Annotated in this window: 25 protein-coding genes and 1 riboswitch; of the genes, 15 read left to right on the plus strand and 10 right to left on the minus strand. The window is 44.2% G+C overall.

What is annotated here, in order from left to right:
* Positions 1-141: 141 nt before the first annotated feature.
* From metK to ruvX, 8 genes are all read left to right on the plus strand, one after another.
* The gene (metK, locus tag L4C38_RS17240; RefSeq protein WP_428798791.1) at positions 142-1,296 is read left to right on the plus strand and encodes a methionine adenosyltransferase; all 1,155 of its coding nucleotides are present in this window, start codon (positions 142-144) and stop codon (positions 1,294-1,296) included.
* 266 nt (positions 1,297-1,562) lie between these two features.
* Positions 1,563-2,360 (plus strand): DUF2189 domain-containing protein, encoded by a 798-nt coding sequence (locus L4C38_RS17245; protein WP_428798792.1) that lies wholly within the window; start codon positions 1,563-1,565, stop codon positions 2,358-2,360.
* 71 nt (positions 2,361-2,431) lie between these two features.
* On the plus strand, positions 2,432-2,929 hold the full coding sequence (locus L4C38_RS17250) for a SprT family zinc-dependent metalloprotease (protein WP_428798793.1): 498 nt from the start codon (positions 2,432-2,434) through the stop codon (positions 2,927-2,929).
* A 93-nt stretch (positions 2,930-3,022) separates the two neighbouring features.
* Positions 3,023-3,745 carry an endonuclease gene (locus L4C38_RS17255; RefSeq protein ID WP_428798794.1) on the plus strand — a complete coding sequence of 241 codons (723 nt, stop codon included), beginning with the start codon at positions 3,023-3,025 and terminating at the stop codon, positions 3,743-3,745.
* Positions 3,746-3,855: 110 nt separating this feature from the next.
* Positions 3,856-4,587: a 16S rRNA (uracil(1498)-N(3))-methyltransferase gene (gene rsmE, locus L4C38_RS17260; protein WP_428798795.1), complete on the plus strand. Its 732-nt coding sequence runs from the start codon at positions 3,856-3,858 to the stop codon at positions 4,585-4,587.
* Between the two features lie 12 nt (positions 4,588-4,599).
* Entirely contained in the window at positions 4,600-5,547 is a 948-nt protein-coding gene (gene gshB, locus L4C38_RS17265; RefSeq protein ID WP_428798796.1) for a glutathione synthase, read from the plus strand.
* 54 nt (positions 5,548-5,601) lie between these two features.
* Positions 5,602-6,165 (plus strand): YqgE/AlgH family protein, encoded by a 564-nt coding sequence (locus L4C38_RS17270; protein WP_428798797.1) that lies wholly within the window; start codon positions 5,602-5,604, stop codon positions 6,163-6,165.
* 46 nt (positions 6,166-6,211) lie between these two features.
* The gene (ruvX, locus tag L4C38_RS17275; RefSeq protein WP_428798798.1) at positions 6,212-6,640 is read left to right on the plus strand and encodes a Holliday junction resolvase RuvX; all 429 of its coding nucleotides are present in this window, start codon (positions 6,212-6,214) and stop codon (positions 6,638-6,640) included.
* Between the two features lie 88 nt (positions 6,641-6,728).
* On the opposite strand, the gene pmbA is transcribed toward ruvX, so the two are convergent.
* Positions 6,729-8,072: a metalloprotease PmbA gene (gene pmbA, locus L4C38_RS17280; RefSeq protein ID WP_428798799.1), complete on the minus strand. Its 1,344-nt coding sequence runs from the start codon at positions 8,070-8,072 to the stop codon at positions 6,729-6,731.
* Positions 8,073-8,181: 109 nt separating this feature from the next.
* On the opposite strand from pmbA, the gene yjgA reads away from it, so the two are divergent.
* The gene (yjgA, locus tag L4C38_RS17285) at positions 8,182-8,709 is read left to right on the plus strand and encodes a ribosome biogenesis factor YjgA (protein ID WP_428798800.1); all 528 of its coding nucleotides are present in this window, start codon (positions 8,182-8,184) and stop codon (positions 8,707-8,709) included.
* Positions 8,710-8,811: 102 nt separating this feature from the next.
* On the opposite strand, the gene thiQ is transcribed toward yjgA, so the two are convergent.
* From thiQ to mpl, 5 genes are all read right to left on the minus strand, one after another.
* The gene (gene thiQ / locus L4C38_RS17290; protein ID WP_428798829.1) at positions 8,812-9,516 is read right to left on the minus strand and encodes a thiamine ABC transporter ATP-binding protein; all 705 of its coding nucleotides are present in this window, start codon (positions 9,514-9,516) and stop codon (positions 8,812-8,814) included.
* Complete coding sequence (gene thiP / locus L4C38_RS17295) at positions 9,503-11,104, minus strand: thiamine/thiamine pyrophosphate ABC transporter permease ThiP (protein WP_428798801.1); 1,602 nt, start codon at positions 11,102-11,104, stop codon at positions 9,503-9,505. Before thiP ends, thiQ begins: the two co-directional genes overlap by 14 nt.
* 9 nt (positions 11,105-11,113) lie before the next feature.
* Entirely contained in the window at positions 11,114-12,103 is a 990-nt protein-coding gene (thiB, locus tag L4C38_RS17300; protein ID WP_428798802.1) for a thiamine ABC transporter substrate binding subunit, read from the minus strand.
* A 62-nt stretch (positions 12,104-12,165) separates the two neighbouring features.
* A riboswitch (TPP riboswitch) is annotated at positions 12,166-12,277 on the minus strand.
* A 77-nt stretch (positions 12,278-12,354) separates the two neighbouring features.
* The gene (locus L4C38_RS17305) at positions 12,355-12,981 is read right to left on the minus strand and encodes a flavin prenyltransferase UbiX (protein WP_428798803.1); all 627 of its coding nucleotides are present in this window, start codon (positions 12,979-12,981) and stop codon (positions 12,355-12,357) included.
* Between the two features lie 5 nt (positions 12,982-12,986).
* Positions 12,987-14,339, minus strand: coding sequence for a UDP-N-acetylmuramate:L-alanyl-gamma-D-glutamyl-meso-diaminopimelate ligase (gene mpl / locus L4C38_RS17310; protein ID WP_428798804.1), 1,353 nt, complete (start codon positions 14,337-14,339; stop codon positions 12,987-12,989).
* 327 nt (positions 14,340-14,666) lie between these two features.
* On the opposite strand from mpl, the gene fbp reads away from it, so the two are divergent.
* Complete coding sequence (fbp, locus tag L4C38_RS17315; protein WP_428798805.1) at positions 14,667-15,683, plus strand: class 1 fructose-bisphosphatase; 1,017 nt, start codon at positions 14,667-14,669, stop codon at positions 15,681-15,683.
* 126 nt (positions 15,684-15,809) lie between these two features.
* Entirely contained in the window at positions 15,810-16,337 is a 528-nt protein-coding gene (ppa, locus tag L4C38_RS17320; RefSeq protein WP_428798806.1) for an inorganic diphosphatase, read from the plus strand.
* A 61-nt stretch (positions 16,338-16,398) separates the two neighbouring features.
* On the opposite strand, the gene L4C38_RS17325 is transcribed toward ppa, so the two are convergent.
* From L4C38_RS17325 to tamA, 4 genes are read right to left on the minus strand one after another with little or no spacing between them, the layout of a single operon-like run.
* On the minus strand, positions 16,399-16,746 hold the full coding sequence (locus L4C38_RS17325; protein ID WP_428798807.1) for a DUF2799 domain-containing protein: 348 nt from the start codon (positions 16,744-16,746) through the stop codon (positions 16,399-16,401).
* A gap of 36 nt (positions 16,747-16,782) precedes the next feature.
* Positions 16,783-17,130 (minus strand): gamma-glutamylcyclotransferase family protein, encoded by a 348-nt coding sequence (locus tag L4C38_RS17330; RefSeq protein ID WP_428798808.1) that lies wholly within the window; start codon positions 17,128-17,130, stop codon positions 16,783-16,785.
* A 10-nt stretch (positions 17,131-17,140) separates the two neighbouring features.
* Positions 17,141-20,899 (minus strand): autotransporter assembly complex protein TamB, encoded by a 3,759-nt coding sequence (gene tamB, locus L4C38_RS17335; protein WP_428798809.1) that lies wholly within the window; start codon positions 20,897-20,899, stop codon positions 17,141-17,143.
* A complete protein-coding gene (tamA, locus tag L4C38_RS17340; protein ID WP_428798810.1) occupies positions 20,896-22,611 on the minus strand; it encodes an autotransporter assembly complex protein TamA in 1,716 nt (571 codons plus the stop codon). Before tamA ends, tamB begins: the two co-directional genes overlap by 4 nt.
* A gap of 124 nt (positions 22,612-22,735) precedes the next feature.
* On the opposite strand from tamA, the gene msrA reads away from it, so the two are divergent.
* From msrA to zrgA, 4 genes are all read left to right on the plus strand, one after another.
* The gene (gene msrA, locus L4C38_RS17345) at positions 22,736-23,359 is read left to right on the plus strand and encodes a peptide-methionine (S)-S-oxide reductase MsrA (RefSeq protein ID WP_428798811.1); all 624 of its coding nucleotides are present in this window, start codon (positions 22,736-22,738) and stop codon (positions 23,357-23,359) included.
* Between the two features lie 86 nt (positions 23,360-23,445).
* A complete protein-coding gene (locus L4C38_RS17350; RefSeq protein ID WP_428798812.1) occupies positions 23,446-23,997 on the plus strand; it encodes a YtfJ family protein in 552 nt (183 codons plus the stop codon).
* Between the two features lie 80 nt (positions 23,998-24,077).
* The gene (locus tag L4C38_RS17355) at positions 24,078-24,371 is read left to right on the plus strand and encodes a DUF2607 family protein (protein ID WP_428798813.1); all 294 of its coding nucleotides are present in this window, start codon (positions 24,078-24,080) and stop codon (positions 24,369-24,371) included.
* Between the two features lie 109 nt (positions 24,372-24,480).
* Positions 24,481-25,140 (plus strand): zinc uptake protein ZrgA, encoded by a 660-nt coding sequence (gene zrgA / locus L4C38_RS17360; protein WP_428798814.1) that lies wholly within the window; start codon positions 24,481-24,483, stop codon positions 25,138-25,140.
* Positions 25,141-25,144 lie beyond the last annotated feature (4 nt).

Consider the following 25,144-nt stretch of genomic DNA (forward strand, 5'->3'; position numbering starts at 1 on the left):
TTTCTTGTAATGATAAAAAATAGCTTGTAATTAGAACTGGCGAACTTAAAATAGACGTCTAGATGTAGAAACACCTACAAAGCTTAAGACTATTTTAATACAGGCCATAAACACTGTATCCCTTACAAACATGGAGTCCACATGGCTAAGCACCTATTTACTTCTGAGTCAGTTTCAGAAGGCCATCCAGATAAAATTGCAGACCAAATCTCTGATGCTGTTCTTGATGCGATCTTAGAGCAAGACCCAAAAGCACGTGTAGCATGTGAGACTTACGTGAAGACGGGTATGGTCATGGTAGGTGGTGAAATCACCACTTCAGCATGGGTTGATATCGAAGAGCTGACTCGTGAAACTGTTCGCGAAATTGGTTATGTACACTCAGACATGGGTTTCGATGCAAACTCTTGTGCTGTACTAAACACTATCGGTAAACAGTCTCCAGACATCAACCAAGGCGTTGATAAAGCCGATCCTAAAGAACAAGGCGCTGGTGACCAAGGCATCATGTTTGGTTACGCTTGTAACGAAACTGAAGTGCTAATGCCTGCTCCAATCACTTACTCACACCTCTTAGTTCAACGCCAAGCGGAAGTACGTAAGAACGGTTCACTACCTTGGTTGCGCCCTGATGCAAAATCACAGGTAACATTCCAATACGATCAAGGTAAAATCGTCGGTATTGATGCAGTAGTTCTATCAACTCAACACTGTGACACAATTTCTACGCCAGACCTACGTGAAGCAGTAATGGAAGAGATCATCAAACCTGTTCTTCCTGCTGAATGGTTGAGCAAAGATACTCAATACTTCATCAACCCAACCGGTCGTTTTGTTATCGGTGGTCCAATGGGTGACTGTGGTTTAACTGGTCGTAAAATTATCGTCGATACCTACGGCGGCGCAGCTCGTCACGGTGGCGGTGCGTTCTCTGGTAAAGATCCATCGAAAGTAGACCGTTCTGCAGCATACGCTGCACGTTATGTGGCGAAAAACATCGTCGCTGCTGGTATGGCTGACCGTTGTGAAATTCAACTGTCTTACGCAATCGGTATTGCTGATCCAACCTCAATCATGATTGAAACGTTTGGTACTGAAAAAGTAGCACACAACATCATCATTGAAGCGGTTCGTCAGTTCTTCGACTTGCGTCCATATGGTCTACAAGAAATGCTAAACCTGCTGCAACCGATTTACAAGAAGACAGCGGCTTATGGTCACTTTGGTCGTGAAGAATTCCCTTGGGAAGCGACTGACAAAGCAGCACTACTACGTGAGTTCTCTGGTCTAAAGTAATCGACTGACTCTCTGCTATTTCCAAGCCCTTGCCTATGCGAGGGCTTTTTATATCTGCCTATCACCATTCTCTTCAATCAAAGACTATTCCGAAATAATTTGTAAATTCTCTCATCTACGCCAATAGTTACAATAATGTTAAATATCATTTTGACGTAAAACCTACGATGCGGCTCACGACAATAAGGTGTCCTAAACGTTAGCTCGACATCAACCATAGCCACAAATCGATAGTGGCATCCGTGAGAGACAATCAAGGAGGAGTCATGCCTCGAACCGTGAACCCGTCAGATTTAAAAAGTGAGAAAAGAGAGGTACCCAACCATGAGTACGCTCGAACCTTTCCATGCAACACAGTAAGTATGAGTTCGCCTTTCCATTGGCTCGCTTTAGGGCTTAATGACTTTGTACGTATGCCTATTATCAGTGCCTTTTATGGGCTGTGTTTTATGGCTGCGGCGGTTGGCATCGTATTACTAATTCAATGGCAGGGAACCCATTTAGTAATTATGCCAAGCTTAGTGGTGTATATGTTAATTGGTCCTTTCCTCGCACTCGGTCTCTATGACGCCAGTTGGGAAAGAGAAAGAGGGCGCAGTGCTAGCCTGTTCCATTCGATTAAAGCCATAGGACGAAATTCTAGCTCGCAATGGGCATTCGCAGTGTTACTTGCAGTATGTATGATCTTCTGGATGCGGATTGCCGCACTACTACATGCCCTTTACCCATCAGTGCAAGGCGCCCCATTAGCTGAATTCTTACCATTTCTAGTCATCGGTTCAATGGTCGGTTTTGTACTGGCATGCGCCGTCTTCAGCATCTCAGCTTTCTCAATTCCGCTGATGATGGAGCGACAGGTCGATATTATGACCGCAATCTTTAGCAGCTTTAATGCTGTACGTTCTAACATTCCGGCAATGATTGTTTGGGCAGCAATAATCTGTGGCGGGATTTTAATTGGCTTTGCTACCTACGGAATAGGAATGCTATTTACTATGCCTATTCTTGGCTATGGAACATGGCATGCTTATCACGAAGTGATCAAGAAGAAACATCAGTCTTAACAGCGCCACCACTTCACGTTATTATCACTTCAGCCCAACCACAGTGTTGGGCTTATTTTATTGGAGTGGTTGTGGATCTAGAACTTCGCTATCGAGCCCAGCAAAAAGTGGCTCAATGTATTTTGCAAGCCGAACAGGCATTCACATGTGTTTTCCCTAAGCCATGTATGAGCTTTAAATTACGTGGCAAAGCCGCGGGTAAAGCCTACTTGCAACTCAATGAAATTCGCATTAATCCAGTATTGTTTACTGAGAATTCACAAGCATTTCTCGATGAAGTAATCCCCCATGAAGTCGCTCACTTGATCACTTATCAAGTGTATGGTCGTGTGCGACCACATGGCAAAGAATGGCAAGGCGTAATGGAAGCGGTATTTCATATTCCGGCAAGAACCACACATAGCTTTGCCGTTGATTCGGTGAAAGGGAAAACCTTCGAATACCAATGTCAGTGCACCCTTTACCCACTGAGTATTCGTCGACACAATAAAGTACTGCGCGCTCAATCGAGCTACCGATGCCAGCAATGTAAGCAGTTACTCACCTTTACTGGTAAGCAACTCAGCTAAATTACGCTTTAATACAATTAGTATAATTATCAGCTAACAAGTGTTTATTTGGGTGATATCATGCAAAACATCATCCTTATATAAGACTTTTCCATGCGTAAAATCTCTTGTCTGTTACTTGTTTTCGCAGCAAGTAGTGTCGTTGCTGCACCGCCAAGCTCCTTTTCTGCGGCGAAACGTGAAGCGGTAAATATCTATAAAGATCTAGAAAGAGAATTGGATTACTCAACCAGTTTTTACTGCGGCTGTGAAATCAATTGGCAAGGTAAAAAAGGCACTCCTGATCTAGATGCATGTGGCTACAAAATTCGTAAACAAACACAAAAAGTTCGTGCAACCCGCATTGAATGGGAGCATGTCGTGCCAGCATGGCAATTTGGTCATCAAATGCAATGCTGGCAAGATGGTGGACGCAAAGAGTGCTCGAAAAAGAAATACCCTCAGTTTCGTATGATGGAAGCCGATCTGCACAATCTTACTCCCGCAATTGGTGAAGTGAATGGTGATCGTTCAAATTACAACTTCAGTCAATGGAATGGTTTAGATGGCGTCACTTATGGTCGTTGCGAAATGCAGGTCAACTTTAAGCAACGTAAAGTCATGCCGCCAGATCGTGCTCGTGGCTCGATAGCCCGCACCTATTTATATATGAGCCAAGAATATGGCTTTACACTTTCTAAGCAACAAAACAACCTAATGTTAGCTTGGAATAAACAGTACCCAGCGCAACGTTGGGAATGCGAACGCGACAAACACATCGCTAAAATACAAGGCAACAACAACACATTTGTCGTTGAGGCCTGCCGAAAGCAGTAACTTAGCCAATTAGTTAACAATTTAACTCACTAGAGACTACCCTTGTTTTTTCGACTTAACGCATCCATGTTAGTCTCTATATATCTCAACCCAGCTGGAACTAATACCCCATGCGAATTCCTCGAATTTATCATCCTGAAATTATTCACACACTTGGCGTTATCGCATTGAGCGACGATGCCGCTGGTCATATTGGTCGAGCATTGCGCATGCAAGAAGGTCAACAGGTGTTGTTGTTTGATGGCAGTGGTGCAGAGTTCCCAGCCGTTATCGCGTCGGTATCGAAAAAATCAGTTGAAGTCAAACTGACTGAACGTGTCGAACGCAACAGTGAATCACCACTCGATCTTCATTTAGGTCAAGTGGTATCACGTGGTGACAAGATGGAGTTTACTATTCAAAAATCTGTTGAGTTAGGCGTGAATACCATTACACCTCTCATTTCAGAGCGCTGTGGCGTGAAGCTCGATCATAAACGCTTTGAGAAGAAGCTAGAGCAATGGCAGAAGATCGCAATCAGTGCCTGTGAGCAATGTGGTCGCAACACAATTCCAGAGATCCGCCCGATAATGAAGCTAGAAGAGTGGTGCGCTGAAGAATACGATGGTCTAAAGCTCAACTTACACCCTCGTGCAAAATATTCGATCAACACGCTGCCTAGCCCTATTGAAAAAGTTCGTCTACTTATCGGTCCTGAAGGCGGTTTATCTGCTCAAGAAATCGATATGACACAAGAATACCAATTTGAAGAAACACTGCTTGGTCCTCGCGTATTACGCACTGAGACCGCAGCGTTGACAGCAATTACAGCCCTGCAAGTTCGCTTTGGCGATCTTGGCTAACCGGAGAAGTTCATGATTAAACTTGGCATTGTGATGGACCCAATTTCGTCCATCAACATTAAAAAGGATTCTAGTTTTGCGATGTTGCTAGAAGCACAGCGTCGTGGCTATGAAATCCACTACATGGAAATGAATGATCTACACCTTGAACAGGGTGTTGCCATTGCAGATACAAAAGTGGTTGAGTTAAAAGAAGATCCAACTGGCTGGTACCAATTCAAATCTGAACAAACCATCAAACTGGCTGACCTTGACGCTGTACTAATGCGTAAAGACCCACCGTTTGATACAGAGTACATCTACGCAACTTACATTTTAGAGCGCGCTGAGATTGAAGGGACTCTGATTGTAAACAAACCGCAGAGCCTGCGTGATTGCAATGAAAAGCTCTTTACTGCTTGGTTCCCAGAACTGACCCCGACAACTATCGTGACACGTAAAGCGGAAAAAATTAAAGCATTCCGCGAAGAGCATGGTGATGTGATCTTAAAACCGCTTGACGGTATGGGTGGAGCATCAATTTTCCGCGTAAAAGAAAACGATCCAAACGTTTCAGTAATAATTGAAACTCTGACTAACCTTGGTCAAAACTATGCGATGGCACAAACGTTCGTTCCTGATATCAGCAACGGCGACAAACGCATTCTAGTGGTTGATGGCGAGCCAATGCCTTACTGCTTAGCGCGTATCCCAGCTGCGGGGGAGACACGTGGTAACCTTGCAGCAGGCGGTCGAGGTGAAGCTCGTCCATTAAGTGAGACAGATAAACAGATCGCTGAAGCTGTAGCGCCTACACTTAAAGAAAAAGGGCTGATCTTTGTTGGCCTAGACGTTATTGGCGACAAACTAACAGAAATCAACGTAACGAGCCCAACTTGCATCCGTGAAATCGAAGCTGCTTTCGATATATCCATCACTGGTAAGCTAATGGATGCGATTGAACGTCGAGTTAAAAAATAGAACCCAACGGGGGGATCTCCCCCCCTACTAGGTTTGACATAAGGCTGGATACTTATGAACTTAACTAACCATTTTTTGGTCGCCATGCCGGGGATGAAAGATCCCTACTTTAAGCGCAGCGTAATCTACATTTGTGAGCATAATCATGAAGGCGCAATGGGCTTGATGATTAGCTCACCGATTGAAATCACCGTGGGTAAAATGTTGGAGCAAGTTAACGGTCAGCCCGTTCATCCACAGCGAAGCACTGAAAGTCTCGCGATGCCAGTACTTAACGGCGGTCCCGTTGCAGAAGACCGTGGCTTTATCCTTCATCAACCTAAAGACAGTTATGAGTCGAGCATTCAGATGACCGACCATATCTCTGTCACCACCTCGAAAGACATTCTAGGCGTGTTAGGCACCGAAGCTGAGCCCAATCATTACTTGGTTGCACTTGGTTATTCTGGTTGGGAAGCAGGGCAGCTCGAAGTGGAATTGGCAGAGAATTCATGGCTAACCATAGAGGCTGATCCGAGCGTGATATTTGAAACTCCTGTCAACGATCGCTGGCAAAAAGCAGTGCAGATATTAGGCTTTGATATCGCACAACTTTCTAGTGACATTGGTCATGCCTGATCTCACGTTGTAATTTGAAATAAGCTACTCATTAGAAGAAATAATTATGTCCCACAGAACCATCATGGCTTTTGATTACGGTACTAAAAGTATTGGTAGTGCCATTGGTCAAGAAATCACTGGCACCGCCTCACCACTGAAAGCGTTTAAAGCCAATGACGGCATCCCAAATTGGGATGATATCGAAAAGCAAATCAAAGAATGGCAGCCAAATTTAGTCGTGGTTGGGCTTCCAACTGATTTACATGGCAAAGATCTAGAGACCATAGCTCCGCGAGCGAAAAAGTTTGCCCAACGACTGCATGGCAGATTTGGCGTTCTAGTAGAGTTGCACGATGAAAGGTTATCGACCACCGAAGCACGTGCCGACTTATTTGCGATGGGTGGCTACAAAGCATTATCGAAAGGCAATGTCGACTGCCAATCAGCAGTGATCATTCTGGAAAGCTGGTTTGAAGCTCAATGGGGTGAATAATTTCACCTCTTAGCTTTCAAACAACAAAAATCCCGAGCCATCTAACTGTACTCGGGATTTTTTATACTTTGAATCACTTAATTAAAAACTACTCACCAGCAATTTTCATCGACTCAAGCAAGATTGAACCCGTTTGAATTTGCGAGCGGGTTTCAACATCATCACCCACAGCGACAATTTGCTGGAACATGTCTTTTAAATTACCAGCAATGGTGATTTCCGATACAGGATATTGCACTTCACCATTTTCCACCCAAAAGCCCGCAGCACCACGCGAATAATCGCCTGTCACGACATTTACGCCCTGACCCATAACTTCCGTAACTAGCAGACCGGTGCCCAGCTCTTTCAGCATCTGCTCTAAACTTTGTCCGGTAGATTTCACATACCAGTTATGGATACCACCAGCATGACCGGTTGGGGTCATATTCATTTTTCGTGCTGCGTAACTCGTCAACAGGTAAGTCGCCAGTGTACCGTCTGTAATGATTTCAAGATCGCGAGTGTATACACCTTCACTATCAAATGGGCTAGATGCTAAGCCACGTAATACATGAGGACGCTCTGAAACATTAAACCAGCTTGGCAAAATTTGCTTACCTAAATGGTCAAGTAAGAAGGAAGATTTACGGTACAAATTGCCACCGCTGATCGCCATAATTAAGTGACCAAGTAAGCCTGTCGCCACATCAGCAGCAAACATTACCGGGTATTTACCCGTTGATAAACGTTTAGCATCAAGACGGCTAACCGTTTTTTCAGCTGCCATTTGCCCAACTCTTTCAGGTGCCCATAAATCATCTTTATGGCGTGCAATGGTATAACTGTAGTCACGCTCCATTTCACCATTAGCACCTTGTCCAATCACACAGCAACTTGTGCTATGACGACTGCTAGCGTAGCTTGCTAATAAGCCATGGCTGTTACCATAGACTTTAACGCCATAGTGGCTGTCATAACTTGCACCATCACTCTGTTTGATTTTACTGCTAACAGAGAGTGCGCGCTGCTCAGCGGCAATCGCCACTTGCGCAGCGTAATCAGGATCAGGTGTGTCAGGATGGAAAAGGTCAAGATCAGGAATATTTTGTACCATTAACTCTTTTGGTGCAGGTCCTGCGTACGGATCTTCAGAAGTGTATTGAGCGATATCCAATGCCGCTAAAACCGTTTGTTGAATTGCCTTTTCACTTAAGTCCGATGTTGATGCACTACCTTTACGCTGACCACGATAAACGGTAATACCAAGTGCACCATCACTATTAAATTCAACGTTTTCCACTTCACACATGCGAGTAGAAACACTTAAACCAGTCGACTTAGTAATGGCAACTTCAGCAGCATCCGCTTTTACTGCTGCCATCTCCAGCGCTCTCGCTACTGCAGCCTCTAGCTCAGCGCGCTGCTGAGCGACTTGCTCTTTTACGTCCATATTTCTTCTAAATAGTCATGGGTATTGCATCTAGGATAACAAGAATTTCGCTTTCTCCCCACGTTTCTTGTTAAAATAGAGGAATAGATAGTCAAATAAGGCAAAACAGATGGCACGCAAAAATCAAAAAGCGCCATGGGAACCGGAAGAAGAGATCATCTGGGTTAGTAAATCTGAGATGAAACGCGATATGGAAGAATTGCAAAAATTGGGCGAAGAGCTGATCGGTCTAAAAGCATCAACTCTAGCAAAATTCCCTCTAAGCGAAGAGCTCGCTGAAGCAATTAAAGATGCACAACGCTTTAAGAATGAAGCTCGTCGCCGTCAACTGCAACGTATCGGCAAACTGATGCGCTATGAAGATCCAGAGCCAATCCAAGCGGCACTCGATAAGATTCGCAACAAACACTCGCAAAATACCGCGGTGCTGCACAAACTTGAACAACTACGTGATCGTGTCGTTGAAGAAGGCGATGCAGCGATTGCTGATGTGGTGAACCAATACCCAACAGCGGATCGTCAACGTCTACGCCAACTGGCGCGTCAAGCAGCAAAAGAAAAAGCATCAAATAAGCCACTTAAAGCTTATCGCGAAATTTTCCAAGTGCTAAAAGAGTTGAATGACGAAGGTATTTAACTGCAAAGTTATTGATTTCGTTGTCAGCAAGCCTCTATAGAGGTGAGTTGAAAAAGGTTGCCTTACGGCAACCTTTTTATTTGCTAACAAGACTCCACCCGACTAATTTCCTGCCTTTACAAAGGCAGCCAAAGCAGGATTAGCATGCTGTGCAGAAAGCGCAGTGATCTCATCAACCACTTCAACACAGCGATTATTAATAAACGCAAAATCCGTCGCTATCGAACGAGCATCACTAATATGGTGCGTGACCATCACTACCGTAATCTTTCGCTCCGCTGCCAATTGCTTAACTAAAGCAAGCATCTCTTCACGTAACAACGGATCCAGTGCAGAAAACGGCTCATCTAACAGCCAAATTTGGTGAGGTTGAACAAAACAACGCGCTAAAGCAACCCGCTGCCGTTGACCACCAGAAAGCTGCTCAGGTAAACGATCAAGATACTCTGTTACGCTAACTTGCTGCGCAGCACTTTCAACTTTTTCCTGCTGTTCAGGTGTCAATCGCAACCCCGGATGTAAGCCTAAGCCAATATTCTCTCGTACCGTCAAATGGGCAAACAAATTGTGTTCTTGAAATAACATCGCTACTGGGCGTTGATGTGGTGCTTTACCTACCAATGACTGCCCTACCGCAGTAATTTCGCCGCTGAGCGGTTCAATAAAACCGGCCATCAAAGCCAGCAAAGTCGACTTACCTGCGCCACTTGGTCCCATCAACGCGAGAATAGCGCCCGCTTTAACCTTAAGATCAAAATCAAACGGCTCGTTATGATAAGTATAATGGACTCGATTAACGCTTAGCATCATTCACCTTTGCATCCGATTTAAACAGTTTTTCTATCAATGTGAAGCAAACCACGCTCAAAATAAGTAACGTTAGTGATACCACCGCTGCGGCTTCCATCTGGTAGCTACCGAGCAGTTGAAACAAGTAAAGTGGCAGCGTTCTAAACTCTTGCCCACCAAACAAAGCCACTGCGCTAAGGTCACCAATTGCTAACATAAAACTGAGGGCGAACGCGTGAGCCATTGGTTTTTTTAATCCTCGCCATTCGACGACTTTAAAGCGCTGCCAGCCGCGTAAGCCTAAACTTGCTACTAGATGCTGGTATTGTTGCTCAATCTGTAACATCGGTTGTGATAACGTTTTGATCACATACGGTAATCCCATCAACGCATTGACCGCTATTACAATAAAAAACGCCATGCTAAACACATCGGTAAAATTGCGTAGAAGTAAAAATAAACCCGTTGAAATTACCAATCCCGGAGTCACTAAAATAATGGTGCCTAACAATTCAATTTGATCGGCGCGGCTATTTCTCGCATTTAAACGTAAACGACGACTGGTGGTTAAAATCGCAATCCCAGCCGAAAGAGAAATGACACTCGCCACCATCGCAACCTTTAACGATGCAAATAATGCCAGCCAAAAACGCTCATCCGACAACACGTGAATGATTTCCATGTTCATGCCACTTATCACCACCATGAACAATGGTGGAACCACCAGCAGTACTGCTAAGGTTATCCATGCCCCATCCCACACTCGCCAAGCAAGATTATCTTTAACCAAGTAACGCTGCGTTGTGGTCGCCCCCGCAGTGACCGCAACAGGCTTTGCTAATTTTTGGATTGCTAACGCTAAAATACCACACAGCAACATTTGCCAAATAGCTAACAAAGCACCGGCTTGTAAATCAAAATCGAATTTAATTGCTTGGTAGATCGCAAGCTCAATGGTGGTTGATTTTGGACCGCCGCCTAACGCCATTACCGTGGCAAAACTAGTAAAGCAAAGCATAAACACTAAGCCTGACACATGGGGAAGCTGCTGTCTTAATCTCGGCCATTCAACCCATTTGAATTTTTGCCACTGGCTCATGCCAAGGTGCGCACACAACTTATGTTGTTCTTGTGGGATAGCTTCCAATGATTGCAGCAATAACCTCGCCGAGTAAGGTAAATTGAAAAAGACATGCGCGAGTAAAATTCCGTTTAGTCCATAGATCGAAAAGGGCAACGCTTGGTCAAACTGAGCAAGCCAATCAGCCATTAGCCCTGAATTACCATAAATGGCGAGTAAGCCAAAAACGCCAACTAACACTGGCAAAACTAGCGTCGAACTAAACAACTTAAGTAGCAAATTTTTCGCTTTGAAATCGCGTTTAGACAACGCATGTGCTACCGGCAACGCTAAACCTACACTTAACAGCGTTGATAACAATGATTGGTAAAAACTGAACTGAGTGACGTGGCGGTAATACGGGTCTTGCCACACTTGCAACACGTTGAGGGAAGGTGCCGCCATAAACAGAGCGGCAAGGGCTGAGAAGACAAAGGTCGCGATAAACATCGCGACCCAAAACCCTATTTTAGGCGTACGGTTCAAACAAACACCTTAGCGCGTTAGAGCATTTTGCCATTCACGGATCCATGCTTTGCGTTGCGTTGCCACTTCATCGGAAGTGAAGCTTAGCGCTTTGTCAGGCACAGTGAGTGATTGGTAACCTTGTGGCAATTTAATATCGGTGACTGGGTACATCCAGTTACCGGTCGGCATTGCTGATTGGAAACCGTCACTCAAAATAAACTGCATAAATTGATCAGCTAACGCTTCGTTTTTAGAGCCTTTAACTTTCGCAGCGACTTCAACTTGGGTGTAGTGACCTTCAGCAAAATTCGCAGCTGCAAAGCGCTTATCATCTTCAGCAATGATGTGATAAGCCGGTGAAGTGGTGTATGACAACACCATATCAGACTCACCTTTTAAGAACATAGAGTACGCTTCTGACCAGCCCTTGGTGACCGTTACCGTTTTACCTGCCAGCTTTTGCCAAGCTTGTGAGACATCATCACCATAGATTGATTTCATCCATAGCATAAAGCCTTGTCCTGGTGTTGATGTACGTGGGTCTTGATAAATCACTTTCAAATCATCACGCTGTTCAACCAACTCTTTTAAGCTCTTTGGTGGGTTGGTCAGCTTCTCTGTGTTGTAAACAAAAGCGAAGTAACTAAAGTCATATGGCACAAACGTTTTATCTTGCCAGCCCCCCGGAATCGTCACCATCGAGGTATCAACTGAGTGCGCAGTCAACAAACCGGTATTCTTTGCTTCTGTCATTAGGTTGTTATCAAGACCTAGCACAATATCTGCTTTGCTCTTGCCGTTTTCCAATCGAAGGCGATTTAGAATAGAAACACCGTCATCTAAAGCAACAAAGTTAAGCTCACAACCACATTGAGCTTCAAACGCTTTTTTGACCGCGGGAGCTGGCCCCCAATCTGCAGCAAAGGAATCATAGGTATAAACGGTTAAGGTATTGTCTGCCGCCAAAGCAGAAAAAGAAGCACTTGCGATCGCTAGGGCTGTTAGAGTGGTTTTCACTGTTCGCTCTCCGAAGTTGAGCGGCACAGGTTTGAGGTCGAGGCTTAATTTTCCGTAATAATCAATTATCCTGACTCAATTCCTACGCCAGCATTATCTGGTTCAGGTCCACGGGTCCCGACAAAATGTCGATCTCAGCTAGTGTTCTACCACTTTGCTCCCCGATGAGTATGGAATGGATTGTAATCATTCCACCTATCAATAGCTATATACAATCGCTAGAAAATTGAACAGCTAAACAATTGAGATTGCTATAAGCGTTGGTCATAGCCCCAGCGTGGTACCAGACCTTGCTCAACACCAAGATGATCCAAGATGCGCGCGACCATAAAATCGACTAAATCTTCGATGGTTTTAGGCTGATGATAAAAACCTGGCGCGGCAGGCATAATAGTCACCCCCATTTGCGACAACTTGTGCATGTTCTCTAAATGCAGCGTAGAGAACGGGGTTTCACGTACCACCAACAATAACTGCCCGCGCTCCTTCATTACCACATCTGCCGCGCGTTCAATCAGATTATCGGACATGCCGTGGGCAATCGCAGCAACGCTACCCGCGGAACAAGGACAAACCACCATCTGTTTTGGTGCGGCAGAGCCTGAAGCTACTGGTGAAAACCAGTCATCCTTACCGCAGACAACTAATTTAGCAGGGTCACAGTTGAGATGCTCAACCAGTGCTTGCTTTGCAGCGTCAGGACCACTGGGGAGCTTTAAGTTATGCTCGGTAGCCATCACAACTCGCGCAGCTGACGATATTAGTAAATAGACTTGGAAGTCTGCTGCTAGCAGGCATTCTAATAAACGTAAACCATAAGGCGCCCCTGAAGCTCCGGTAAACGCCAATGTGATCGCTTTGTCACTGTGCTTTGTCATGCTATTTATTCCGCCAAGCTCGCTAATAGTTTGTCGTGGATACCTTCAAAGCCACCATTGCTCATCACCAAAATGTGATCTCCGGACTTTGCGCTTGCGACAATTTCTGCAACTAATAAATCAATGTTAGCACTGGTGCTCGCTGGCTGGCGGCACTGTTTCGCTACCTCTTCCACCGACCAATCAATGCTATCTGGTTGGTATAGGAAAACTTGATCGGCACTGTGAAGCGAAGCGGCTAACGTGTCTTTATGTACTCCACGTTTCATGGTGGCAGAACGAGGCTCTAAAACCGCGATAATTTTATCTTCGCCAATCTTGTTACGTAATCCACCTAGTGTCAGTTCAATCGCCGTTGGGTGATGAGCAAAGTCATCATAAACCGACACGCCATTCACCGTGCCTTTAAATTCTAAACGACGCTTTGTGTTAATAAACTTACCCAGAGCTTCACAGGCAAGATCAGGCGCAACACCAACGTGACGTGCAGCAGCAACCGCCATCAATGCATTATCAACATTGTGATCGCCAACCAAACCCCATTTTACCGTACCAACTTGCTGTTGTTTTAAGAAAATATGAAATTCTGAGCCATCTTTTTTCACTTTTTCTGCTCGCCAATCACCTTGCTCACCAGTGAACTCATTTTCACTCCAGCAACCACGCGCTAATACATCCTCAATCGCCTGATCTTTCTTCGGTGAAAGGACGCGACCATTGCCCGGAACCGTGCGCACTAAATGATGAAATTGACGCTTTATCGCTTCAAGATCGTCGAAGATGTCTGCATGATCAAACTCAAGATTATTGATGACTAAAGTACGCGGATGGTAATGAACAAACTTTGAACGCTTATCAAAAAAAGCACTGTCGTATTCGTCAGCTTCCACCACAAAAAACATGCTTTCGCCTAAACGAGCAGAAATACCAAAATTACCTAATACACCGCCCACTAAGAAACCTGGCTGATATCCGCAATCTTCTAATACCCAAGCCAACATACTTGAGGTGGTGGTTTTACCATGAGTACCTGACACCGCAAGTACCCATCGGTCATGCAACAAAAACTCCTGTAACCACTGCGGTCCTGAGGTATAACGAAGGTTACTATTGAGTACATATTCCACACACGGATTGCCGCGACTCATCGCGTTGCCAATGACCACTAGGTCTGGTGCAGGGCTTAATTGCGAAGGGTCGAAACCTTCTATAATTTCAATACCTTGAGCTTCAAGCATTGTACTCATGGGAGGGTAAACGTTTGCGTCACTACCTGTGACTTTATGACCAAGTTGACGAGCCAACGTTGCCGCACCACCCATAAAGGTGCCACAGATCCCCAAGATATGAATATGCATAAACTTAACCTTGTTCTACGCGAAAATTACCGACTCATTATGGCGACAATAGCAGCAAAAGCGAACCATTTTGATCACGCTAATACGACTAAAACGCTTTATTTGATGAGTATTTAGCCATTCATTTTACGGCATGAGACTCCTTATCCAGCAAGTAAATAAAACGAGATCTCAATCAGTTACTTCATTACCCATAAAAAGATATACGACTTACACTTACCTAATAATCATTCGTTCAACCTATCGAACGTAACAAAACCGATGAGGCTTCGCCGAAAGCCCATCAGTTATTAAGCCCCAATAGCTAAACTTAAAAAAGGAAATATCATGTCTGGAATGCGCACCCTTGGCGAATTCATCGTTGAGAAACAAGCAGACTTCCCTCACGCAAGTGGCGACCTTTCTTCGTTACTCTCTTCTATTCGCTTAGCGGCTAAGATTGTAAACCGAGAAATTAATAAAGCTGGTCTTGCGGATATCACAGGATCTGTAGGCGCAGAAAACGTACAAGGTGAAGAGCAGCAAAAACTTGACCTATACGCTAATGATAAGTTCAAGGCCGCCTTAGAGGCTCGTGATCAAGTTTGTGGTGTTGCCAGTGAAGAAGAAGATGAAGCTGTCGCATTTAATAAAGAGCTCAACAAAAACGCAAAATATGTTGTATTGATGGATCCTCTTGATGGTTCATCCAATATCGACGTGAACGTTTCTGTTGGCACCATTTTCTCAATTTACCGCCGTGTATCACCGATTGGCACCCCACCAACACAAGAAGATTTCCTGCAACCAGGCAACATGCAAGTCGCTGCTGGCTACGTTATCTATGGTTCATCAACCATGCTGGTTTACACCACTGGTAACGGAGTAAACGGTTTTACCTACGATCCTTCTTTGGGTACCTTCTGTCTATCGCATGAAAATATGATGGTCCCAAAAGATGGTCAGATTTATTCAATCAACGAAGGTAACTATTTCCGTTTTCCTCTCGGCATTAAAAAATACATTAAATATTGCCAAGAAAATGACTCGGCAAGTAATCGCCCGTATACATCTCGATATATTGGTTCTCTTGTTGCCGATTTCCATCGCAATCTATTGAAGGGTGGTGTCTACCTTTACCCTAGTACACAGAACTACCCACAAGGAAAACTACGCCTGCTTTACGAGTGCAACCCAATGGCTTATATCATTGAGCAAGCTGGCGGTACTGCATCAGACGGCGTTGCTCGTATCATGGATATTAAACCAACTGAACTACATCAACGTGTGCCATTTGTGGTTGGTTCGAAGAACATGGTCAGCAAAGTCGAAGAGTTTATCGAAAAATATCGCGACACCGAGTAATAGAGAAAAGCGCCTTAGGGCGCTTTTTTTAGCTCTAAATTTCACAACAGTTTGTTTACATCGATCACTATTTACCAGTAAGGTAATAGACGCATTTTTGACCAAGTAAATATAAGGATATAACTCATGAGCTTAAATGACGTACCCGCTGGGAAATCACTACCGGATGATTTGTATGTAGTAATTGAGATTCCAGCTAACGCAGATCCAATTAAATATGAAGTAGACAAAGATTCAGGCGCCATATTTGTCGATCGCTTTATGTCTGCTCCGATGTTCTACCCATGTAACTACGGATATGTGAACCACACCCTTTCATTAGATGGTGACCCAGTCGACGTGTTGGTTCCTACGCCCTACCCGTTGATGCCTGGCGCTGTTATTCGTTGTCGCCCTGTTGGCGTGCTAAAAATGACGGATGAATCCGGAGAAGATGCGAAAATAGTGGCGGTACCTCATACCAAGCTGTCAAAAGAGTACGACCATATTCAAGATGTTGATGACCTACCTGCATTGTTAAAAGCACAAATCTCACAGTTTTTCGAACGATACAAAGAACTGGAAGTCGGCAAGTGGGTGATAGTGGATGGGTGGGAAGATGCAGAAGCCGCTCGTCAAGAAATTCTAGAGTCTTATCAACGCGCTCAGAAGTAAACCAGTCATTCCTGACATCAAAAAAGCCAGCATTGCTGGCTTCTATTTTCTTAGGTATGAGTTACCACTGTCTAAGGGCATTATTATAATCCGATTGAAAAAACGGATCGATATCATCGCAGATTCCACGATATGGCTTACCAATGCGCCCGAGCATGCGCGCATTTTGCCCGCAGTATTTTTCCTTACCTATCTCGTAACCATCTAAATAGGCTTGATACAACTCAGCGGGTACTTGCCCGGATAATGAGTGGGCTAATAGCGTTTTTTCAGATTGAAGTCTATAGCCCTCTTCTGCCCGTTTTTCGCCATAGCTTTGCCAAGCTGACGCATCGTCGGGAAGCGTGGGTGTGATTTGGGATGAACAGCCAATCAAGATAAAAGACAGTAATAGTACTTTCCATTTCATTGGCTTTTCCTCGCATTTGTAAAGGGACCATTATGATTATATACGCTGGCACCAATCGCCTGAAGAAATGATCACGTCTAACAAAGAGGCATCTTGATAAAGGTATATCCAAGCCTGTCCAAATGGCGTATCAATCAACTCCCGACGATATTCCACAGGGACATCTTCTAACGCATCTAGCGCTTTTAATATCACATCATCAATCAGGTAAACCTCACCGAATATGACCTGATGTCCACTGATTACGGCTGGGTATGTACCAAGATCATAAAGCGCGTATTCTGGTGGTGTTTCATGCTGACCAAGACGTTGGGCTTGAGATAGAATACCGTGATTGCTCTCGCCTTGTCGTAAAGTCCCATAAACAAAAATTAAATGCTGCATGACAAACCTCTTAGTCAAATTCGAACTGATAGAGAATATCCACCGCGCTATCTAAGCCTGAAACAGCTTCTAGATAAAGGTTCTTCATTAATCGATAACGAACGGTAAACTCGCCCACTGAATCAAAAATACCAACGCCATATTTTACTTGTAAGCCCGGCAATACGTATCCACTGACCGTCACTTGGGATTCGTCACCTGAACCCGCTGTATCAAGCTGCAGATCTTGAACGCCAAATGCTTCACCAAGCTCACCAACCACCTTACCACTTTTGGCCAAACTTAACCCTATTAGGGTGGTGGTCATTGCGTTACCACCTGATTCACCATCAATATCTTGACCACGTAATAGATAAGAGAGTGCATTCGCTTGTGGCATGGCTGGATCAGAGAAAATGGTCAGCTGAGGTTCATCAGCTGGACCAATCACTTTCACTCCAGCGGTGACATCATCTTGTGTATTGTCTGGGTTACGAATCGCCTTGATTTGGACGTAGGGTTGATCCACCGGACCATTCATCAAAATCTTACCTTCCGATATCAACAGATCTTGTCCAAATGATGTATAGGAACCATCCACAATGTTAACTTCGCCAGTGATGAACGGACCTTTGTTTTTCTGTGTCACATTGAGCTTGCCGACCAGACCACCTTCAAGCCCAAAAGCAGACAGTTTAAAATCGTCACCAATACTAATATCGATGTTAGTTTCGATATCAAATGGCACAGTGTTGTCATCTTTCACAGGCTTACCTTGTGCATCGACAATCACTTGGTCCTTTGATATACCAACTGCACTTGGTGGTAACTCATCAACTACGATTCGCCCCCAAGGTAATGCAATAGTACCGTTAATTTGCGCATGTTTAGGTGTCGCTGAAATTGTCATATCAGGTATCACTTTTACCCGAACCATCGGCGGCATAACAACTTTAAGTTCCTCAGCAAACACTCGCATTTTTGTGCGCCAATCACTCAAATCTAACCAATCAGCGTCACCAATAACATTAAGTTGACCATCCGGCGTTTGCAACACTGCATTCAGTGATGCATCGTAACCTGAGAAATCAATCGTCAATTGACCAGAATCTACTTCTATCGGTGAAACATCACCTTGCAGCAATATGTCATCAACCACAAATTTACCCATTAGTTTAGGGTGCAGCAGTGGACCAGACACCGTGAGATCGGTTTCAATATTTGATTTTAATGTACTGTATTCACCCACCAGAACATTGAGAAAGTCTAGATTAAAAGAGCCTAAAGTAAATCGACCTTCAATTTGTTTATCTTCTGCCTGAATATTAGGAATGGTTAATTCACCACTAACGTCACCGTTGTCAGTAACATCAAATAACCAATCGGCATTTAACTTACCATTGGCAATATTGGCATTGAGTTTGACACTCTCCCAACCAAATACCAAAGGTTGCTCGAGTAATTGGGTGACCTGTCCTTTAGGCATCGTAATCGATGCTTTCAATTCAGGCGGTGCATTTGGTGTCCATTTAGCCCACACCGAGCCATTAACCAACCCAGCTAGATCGGTTTTATCTGGTAGGAACATGCCAATTTGCACCAAGCTAAATTGGTTGATGGAAAGCTGAGCCTCGCCACTGGTACCCACTTTGATATCTTTATCTAAACACAAAGACGAATCACTTTGACGCCAGCAATGAGCGCCCACCGATGCCTGTTGTGTCGTCATATCAAAACCAAGCAACGTTGCTTCATCAAGCTTCCACACGCCTTGCTCGGAGCGCAACATCATACGATTCAGCTGCCCAAGCCAATTAAGCTCTGGTTTAGTGGTTAAACTACCGCTCAAAGCTAGGCTAGTCGAAACCAAACTGGATTTAACATCCAACGTTAACTCATGCGCTTGCTCTGTTCCTGATGCTTTCAGAGTAATATCATCAATCAATCTATCTTGATAATTCACCCCTTTAACGACAAGATTTGCCTCACCATGTGGTGCAGGAAGGGGCATAACATCAGCTTGTAATTGCGCCGACGCTACCTGCGCTTCACCTTGCCAATCGATATTCTCAACCGACATATTCAAACCAACTCTTGGCTCTGTTAGTTTGCCACTCAACAGCACCGAGCCAGCAGCACTGCCCTTTAGCTCTGGAACTGATTTTGCAAGATCTGGAAGGTTTAAACGAATATCCATATCCCACAATTGCTCTAGCTCACCTTTAACTTCAAGGGAATTGGGACCATGAGACAAGACTAACTTCGGCGTTTGAAAAGAAATAACCCCTTTGCCTTTTTTATCTGATACATCCAGCCCACCGACAATCTTTAATGGGTATTGACGCAACATACCATCGATATCCAGCATCGGTACCGAAGCTTTCCAGCCACCTTGTTTAGTCAAACTGCCTGTCGTACTTAGCTTGCCGTTGATATTACCTTCCGCTTGTTGCCATTGCAGACCCGGCTGAATATTCGCCATGTTCAAATCAGCAGCCCAATTAATTGGGGGTTGCCAATTGGTCATCGCATTACCTTTGACCGAACCGCCTAAGGTTTCAATATCAAGTTCAGAGACCTCTATCTGCGAAAGGTCCCCTTTACCTTTAAGATGCAAAATGGCATCCGGAATTTGTTGTCCACTTGCTTTACCATCAAGCGTTATTTGATAACCTTTAAGTGAGCCCTTGCCACTAAAACGAGTAATATCCGCTTGATAGTCCGCTTTCCCTTTCAGCGGCCATTGCGCTTTGCCGCTACGCAGTGAGATATCAAAAGGGATATTTGGCTCAAGTGGTTCAACTTGAGCATCAATTTCCGCTTCGACTAATTTATCCAACTTCACCTTCAACTTAAGTTTTTCAACACTACCTGACGCAATCAAATTCACTTGTTGACCATCAATAGAGTCTATACCCAGCGTCGCATCAAGCGAGATATCCAACGGATAATCCTGTGCCAAGGTCACTTGCCCTGACAATTGCCCTTTCACTTGAGGCATATCTAGCTCTAAAGTTGAAACATTAATGCTCGAAGCGGAGGCAAAAGCAGACAATCCTAAGTGATGCACTACTACTGGATCTGCTTGATCAAGTTTGAAATTAGCAATATCTAAGCGGCTCAAATCAATTGAAACTGGCAGTACTACCTTTGGTAAAACAATCGCCTGAACATCTTTTACTTTGTTCTGTTCCGTTTTAGCGGCTTTGTCTGTACTGGGAGCTAACTTAACGCTCGCACCATTGAGAACCGTTTTATTGATGTTTAATCGATTACCTTGAAATAGCAAACCTGTGCCAAATGTCTCCCATTGAATTTGGTGACCTAATATATCAAGGTTCACATCCTTGAGCAGCACGCGCCCAACCCGAATAGGCAATGGCGAGGTAATCGACGTATTAGTGGTTGGCGGCTCTGGTTGTACGGATGCTTGAGATTGGGGCAGCTCAGTCAATGAAAACGTCACCCCAGTTAACGTCAGTTCATCAACACAAATACTAGGTTCAGTAACACAGGCGGGCTTAGTGGCTAACGTTAATGATTGGATCGATGTATCAATATGCAGTTGATCATCTTTAAACGTAACTTGTTGCAGCGTGAAGCGAGGGAAAATAGCCCCTTGATAATCACCAACTCTTAGTTGTGGCACAAAACGCTCTGCGCCCCAAACTACCAACCCTAGCCCAGGCTTGGTAAATAACAATACGCTGAACGCGATTAAAAGCGTTAACACTAGCCCCAGCAAGGCTAAAGATAGCCATTTTGACCATTTCAAAACCACTTTGGTCATAGCTCAGGTCCTAAAGTAAAGTGCAATTGGAACTCATCACCGGGATTAGCATCTAGCCCCCAAGCAAAGTCTAATCGAACTGGTCCTACTGGCGATCCCCAACGAAGACCAACCCCCACACCACGTTTAAAATCTGGTGTGTCGTTAAATGCATCCCCGTAATCATAAAACATCGCGCCCCACCAATTACCAACCAGTCGATATTGGTATTCTAATGAAGTGGTCGCCATGAATTTAGCACCGCTCAATGCACTACTGCTGTCTCGAGGAGAAATAGATTCATAACCATAGCCGCGCAAATTATTATCACCACCAGCAAAGAAACGTAAAGACGGTGAAAGCTTATCGAAATCATCCACGACATTGGCACCACCATCAATGCGGAAAATGCCCCTATGATTGTCGCCTAAACTGCGGATCCATGACATGCCGCCTATCGCCCTCAATACTTGTGTTTCCGACAATGCATGAGGATCCCCGTATTCAAGAGTCAGGCTTTGTCTATCGCCCCAAGTTGGCATGGAGCCACCTCGTGCTCGAGTTCGAGAGAAGGAAACTCCGGGCAATAAGAATTGAGCGTTGTCATCTTGAATGCCTTGCTCGTAGTTCTCGAGCAAGTAACGAATAAATAAGGTTCGGTGCCAACCATTATCTAACGTCCAATGACGTTCTAGCGCTAAGTTAGATTCAAAGCTTTTGGTATCACGGCTGTCGACTTGCTTCATTCCGTACTGAACTCGGTAGTATTCATTCAATACATCCTCTAACGGAATTCGATAACCTGCTGTGATCGTCTGCTCCGGCTTAGACAGTAAAAAACTACTGTCAAAACTATGCCCGCGAGAATTCACCCATGGCTTCTTCCACTTAAGCGAACCTCGAACGCCAACATCGGTGGAGTAACCGATACCTGTTTCGAGTTTATTGCGCGCTTGTGGCGCCAACGATACCTTCATTGGTAACTCACGCTCTTGCCCCAACAAACTTAAATCCGGCTCGACAAATACCGAAGAGAACCAATCTGTATTGGACAAATTTTGGTTATACTCACCGACCTTAGACACAAGATAAGGGTCGCCGACTTTATATGGCTCTAACGAATGGACACGATCTTCTTTAATCTGGCTGCCAGTAATCATCGTTTCACCAAAGTGATAACGGATACCACTATCGTAATGAAGCCGAATATAAGCTTGGTTAAGATCGGGAGAGACCTCTAAGCGGCTGATCTTGTAGTCACCTTCAAAATAGCCTTTTTGTAATGCTAGGTTACGTATGTTCGACTTAAGTCCATCATACAAACCGTGATTCAAACGCTTGCCAACTTTTAAGCCGCTTTTTTTAACTAGTGTGGCAAAATCTGGATCTTGCTTCGACTCACCTTCAAATTTGATATCCAATTGATTAATCAAAACTGGCGCGCCTGGCGTAACAGTGACGATCAACTCATCACCTTTCTCCGAGACACGAAAGCTAAAAGTTGGATGGTAATAGCCCAAGGCATTGAGAGACTCTGTAATGCTGCGCTCTAAACGCGATTGAAAACGAAGTGATGTGTCATATTCCTTTTCTGGAATCGAAGAAATATAAACTTCCACATTGGTTTTTACCTTTCCTTTTAAGCCTTCAATTGATAGCTCTACATCATTCGCCGCTGCAAGAGTTGGCAGACAAAGAAGGGCAATGATGGTGGCTAACGGCTTTTTTATCATGGGCTTTTGGCACTATTGTTACGTATTGTTTGTAGTAAATGATAACTTGAGTTATTAAATTCGTCTGTAGGAAAAGCGTTAAATTCCCGGTCTTGTTTACCAATAACTATGTAAGGAAAGTAATATGTTAGATAAACAAACCCTCATTGCAGCTGAACTCGCGCTAGCGGGTCGTAATGAACCACTGATCATTGAAGATAAACACTATGTTAATGGTAGCAGCATTAACGCTCCTTTAATTGCTGAGCAACAACAAGTATTGCTTGGTATGGGGTGCTTTTGGGGTGCAGAAAGGCTGTTTTGGCAACTCGATGGTGTTGTCAGTACTTCTGTCGGTTACTCAGGTGGTTATACGCCTAATCCAAGCTACGAAGAAGTATGCAGTGGTAAAACTGGGCACACCGAAGTGGTGCGAGTGGTGTTTGACAATAGCAAGATCTCATTGGAGTCATTATTGCGCATCTTTTGGGAACGCCATGACCCAACTCAAGGTATGCGCCAAGGTAATGACCTCGGTACGCAATATCGCTCAGTGATTTATGTTTATGATCAACAGCAGCTAGAAATAGCACAACAGTCGAGAGAAACTTACCAAGAGTTACTCGGCAATTCTATAATCACTACCGAAGTAATGATGGCGGACGAATATTATTTTGCGGAAAACTACCACCAGCAATATTTAGCAAAAAATCCTGAGGGATACTGTGGTTTAGGTGGCACTGGTATCTGCTTCCCACCGCAAGCGTAGTAGACGATGGTCAGGCTAGTGGAACTACAAATTGAGTATATACTTTATTACTGTCAGCTAAGTATGACCAAAACAGGAAGAAAATAATGACGAATAAAACTCTACTCGCACTGGCTATTGCATGCTCTCCAATGTTTGCCGCCGCTCACAACCTTACTGTCGGGCAATCGACTCCAAGTGTTGAAGTCACTAGCTATGGTGAGATCCTTGTAAAAGATAACGACACTGCATATCAAGCATGGAGCAGTGATAGCATGTTAGGTAAAGTTCGTGTGGTTCAAGCCATTGCAGGAAGAAGCAGCTCTAAAGAAATGAACGCGCCATTAATGACCGCCATTACCGAATCAAAATTCCCTTCTGCCAGCTATCAAACCACCACAGTCATCAACCAAGATGATGCGATTTGGGGTACGGGATCTTTCGTTAAGTCATCGGCACAAGACAGTAAAACAGACTTTCCATGGTCTTCAATGGTGCTCGATGAAGATGGCATACTTGCCAAAACTTGGGGATTACAAGCTGAATCATCGGCAATCATAGTGCAAGATAAGCAAGGTAAAATCTTATTCGTAAAAGAAGGCTCACTGTCTAGCAGTGACGTTAAACAAGTTCTTGCATTAATTACACAAAATTTGTAGCAGAATAAATTTCTTCTGACGTATTCAAGCGTAATTGTTATAGTATAACAATTACGCTTTTTATTAGTTAATGAGTTTTCATGCATCGCTTTGGTTTGTTGTCACTGCGCAGGATTATGGTTGTACTTGCTACAGTCATGCTTTTGCTATGGAGCAACATTGCAGTCATCCACCACCAATTGGATCTCAACACCCAACATCATGAGCACCATAACTGCCAGTTATTTGCTAGTGTTTTGCATGGAGCGAAAGCCAGTCATTTTTCCCTTCCAATATTAAATTCCCCCGAAGCTCCGCCTTCGCCTGCTGTCTATCAATATCTAGAAGTTCCAGTGATTGCGCACTCTGCGCGAGCACCACCTAAGCTTAGCTAAACAAATTAAATATCAACTCTATATCCCAATTTATTGACGGGTACATTTCATACTCACGCCTTTAATTGAGTGGGTACAAAGATAAATAAAATTAGCTTAGGAAAACAATATGAACAAATTCTCTCCCCTTGCGATCGCCCTTGGTTTAATCATCTCGCAATCGACTTTTGCTGAAGAGGGATTCCGCCAGCATGATGCGCATGTTCATGGCGAGGTGGAATTTAATATTGCTCAAGACGGTAATGAACTTCTATTTGAAATTACCGCTCCCGGTGCAGACGTTGTCGGTTTTGAGCATGCTCCAGAAAATCAACAACAGTCAAAAGTATTGGAAAAGGCACTTGCTCAGTTAAATAAACCAGCAGCAGTGATCACCCTTACCGAGTCTGCGCAATGCCATATTGAACACACCTCCGTTCGCCATACTTTGAGCGAAGATGAACACCACGACCACGACCACGACCACGACCACGACCACGACCACGACCACGACCACGACCACGACCATCATGCTGATGAAAGCAAACATCATCAAGAAGAAAATGATGATAAACATCATAATCATAAGCCGCATACTGAACAGTCAAGTCATGGTGAGTTTACCGTCGAATATCACTACCAGTGCGCTCAAATCAATCAGCTTGAACAGATAAACACACAATGGTTCAAACTCTTTGCTACAACGGAAAAAATCCGCGTGAACTTGCTCACTGACGCGAAACAAGCAGCATACGAGCTGAGCCCAAAAAACAGCAACATCGACATGTAATCAG

Source organism: Vibrio kasasachensis, from assembly GCF_050337565.1.
Taxonomy (GTDB): Bacteria; Pseudomonadota; Gammaproteobacteria; order Enterobacterales; family Vibrionaceae; genus Vibrio; species Vibrio kasasachensis.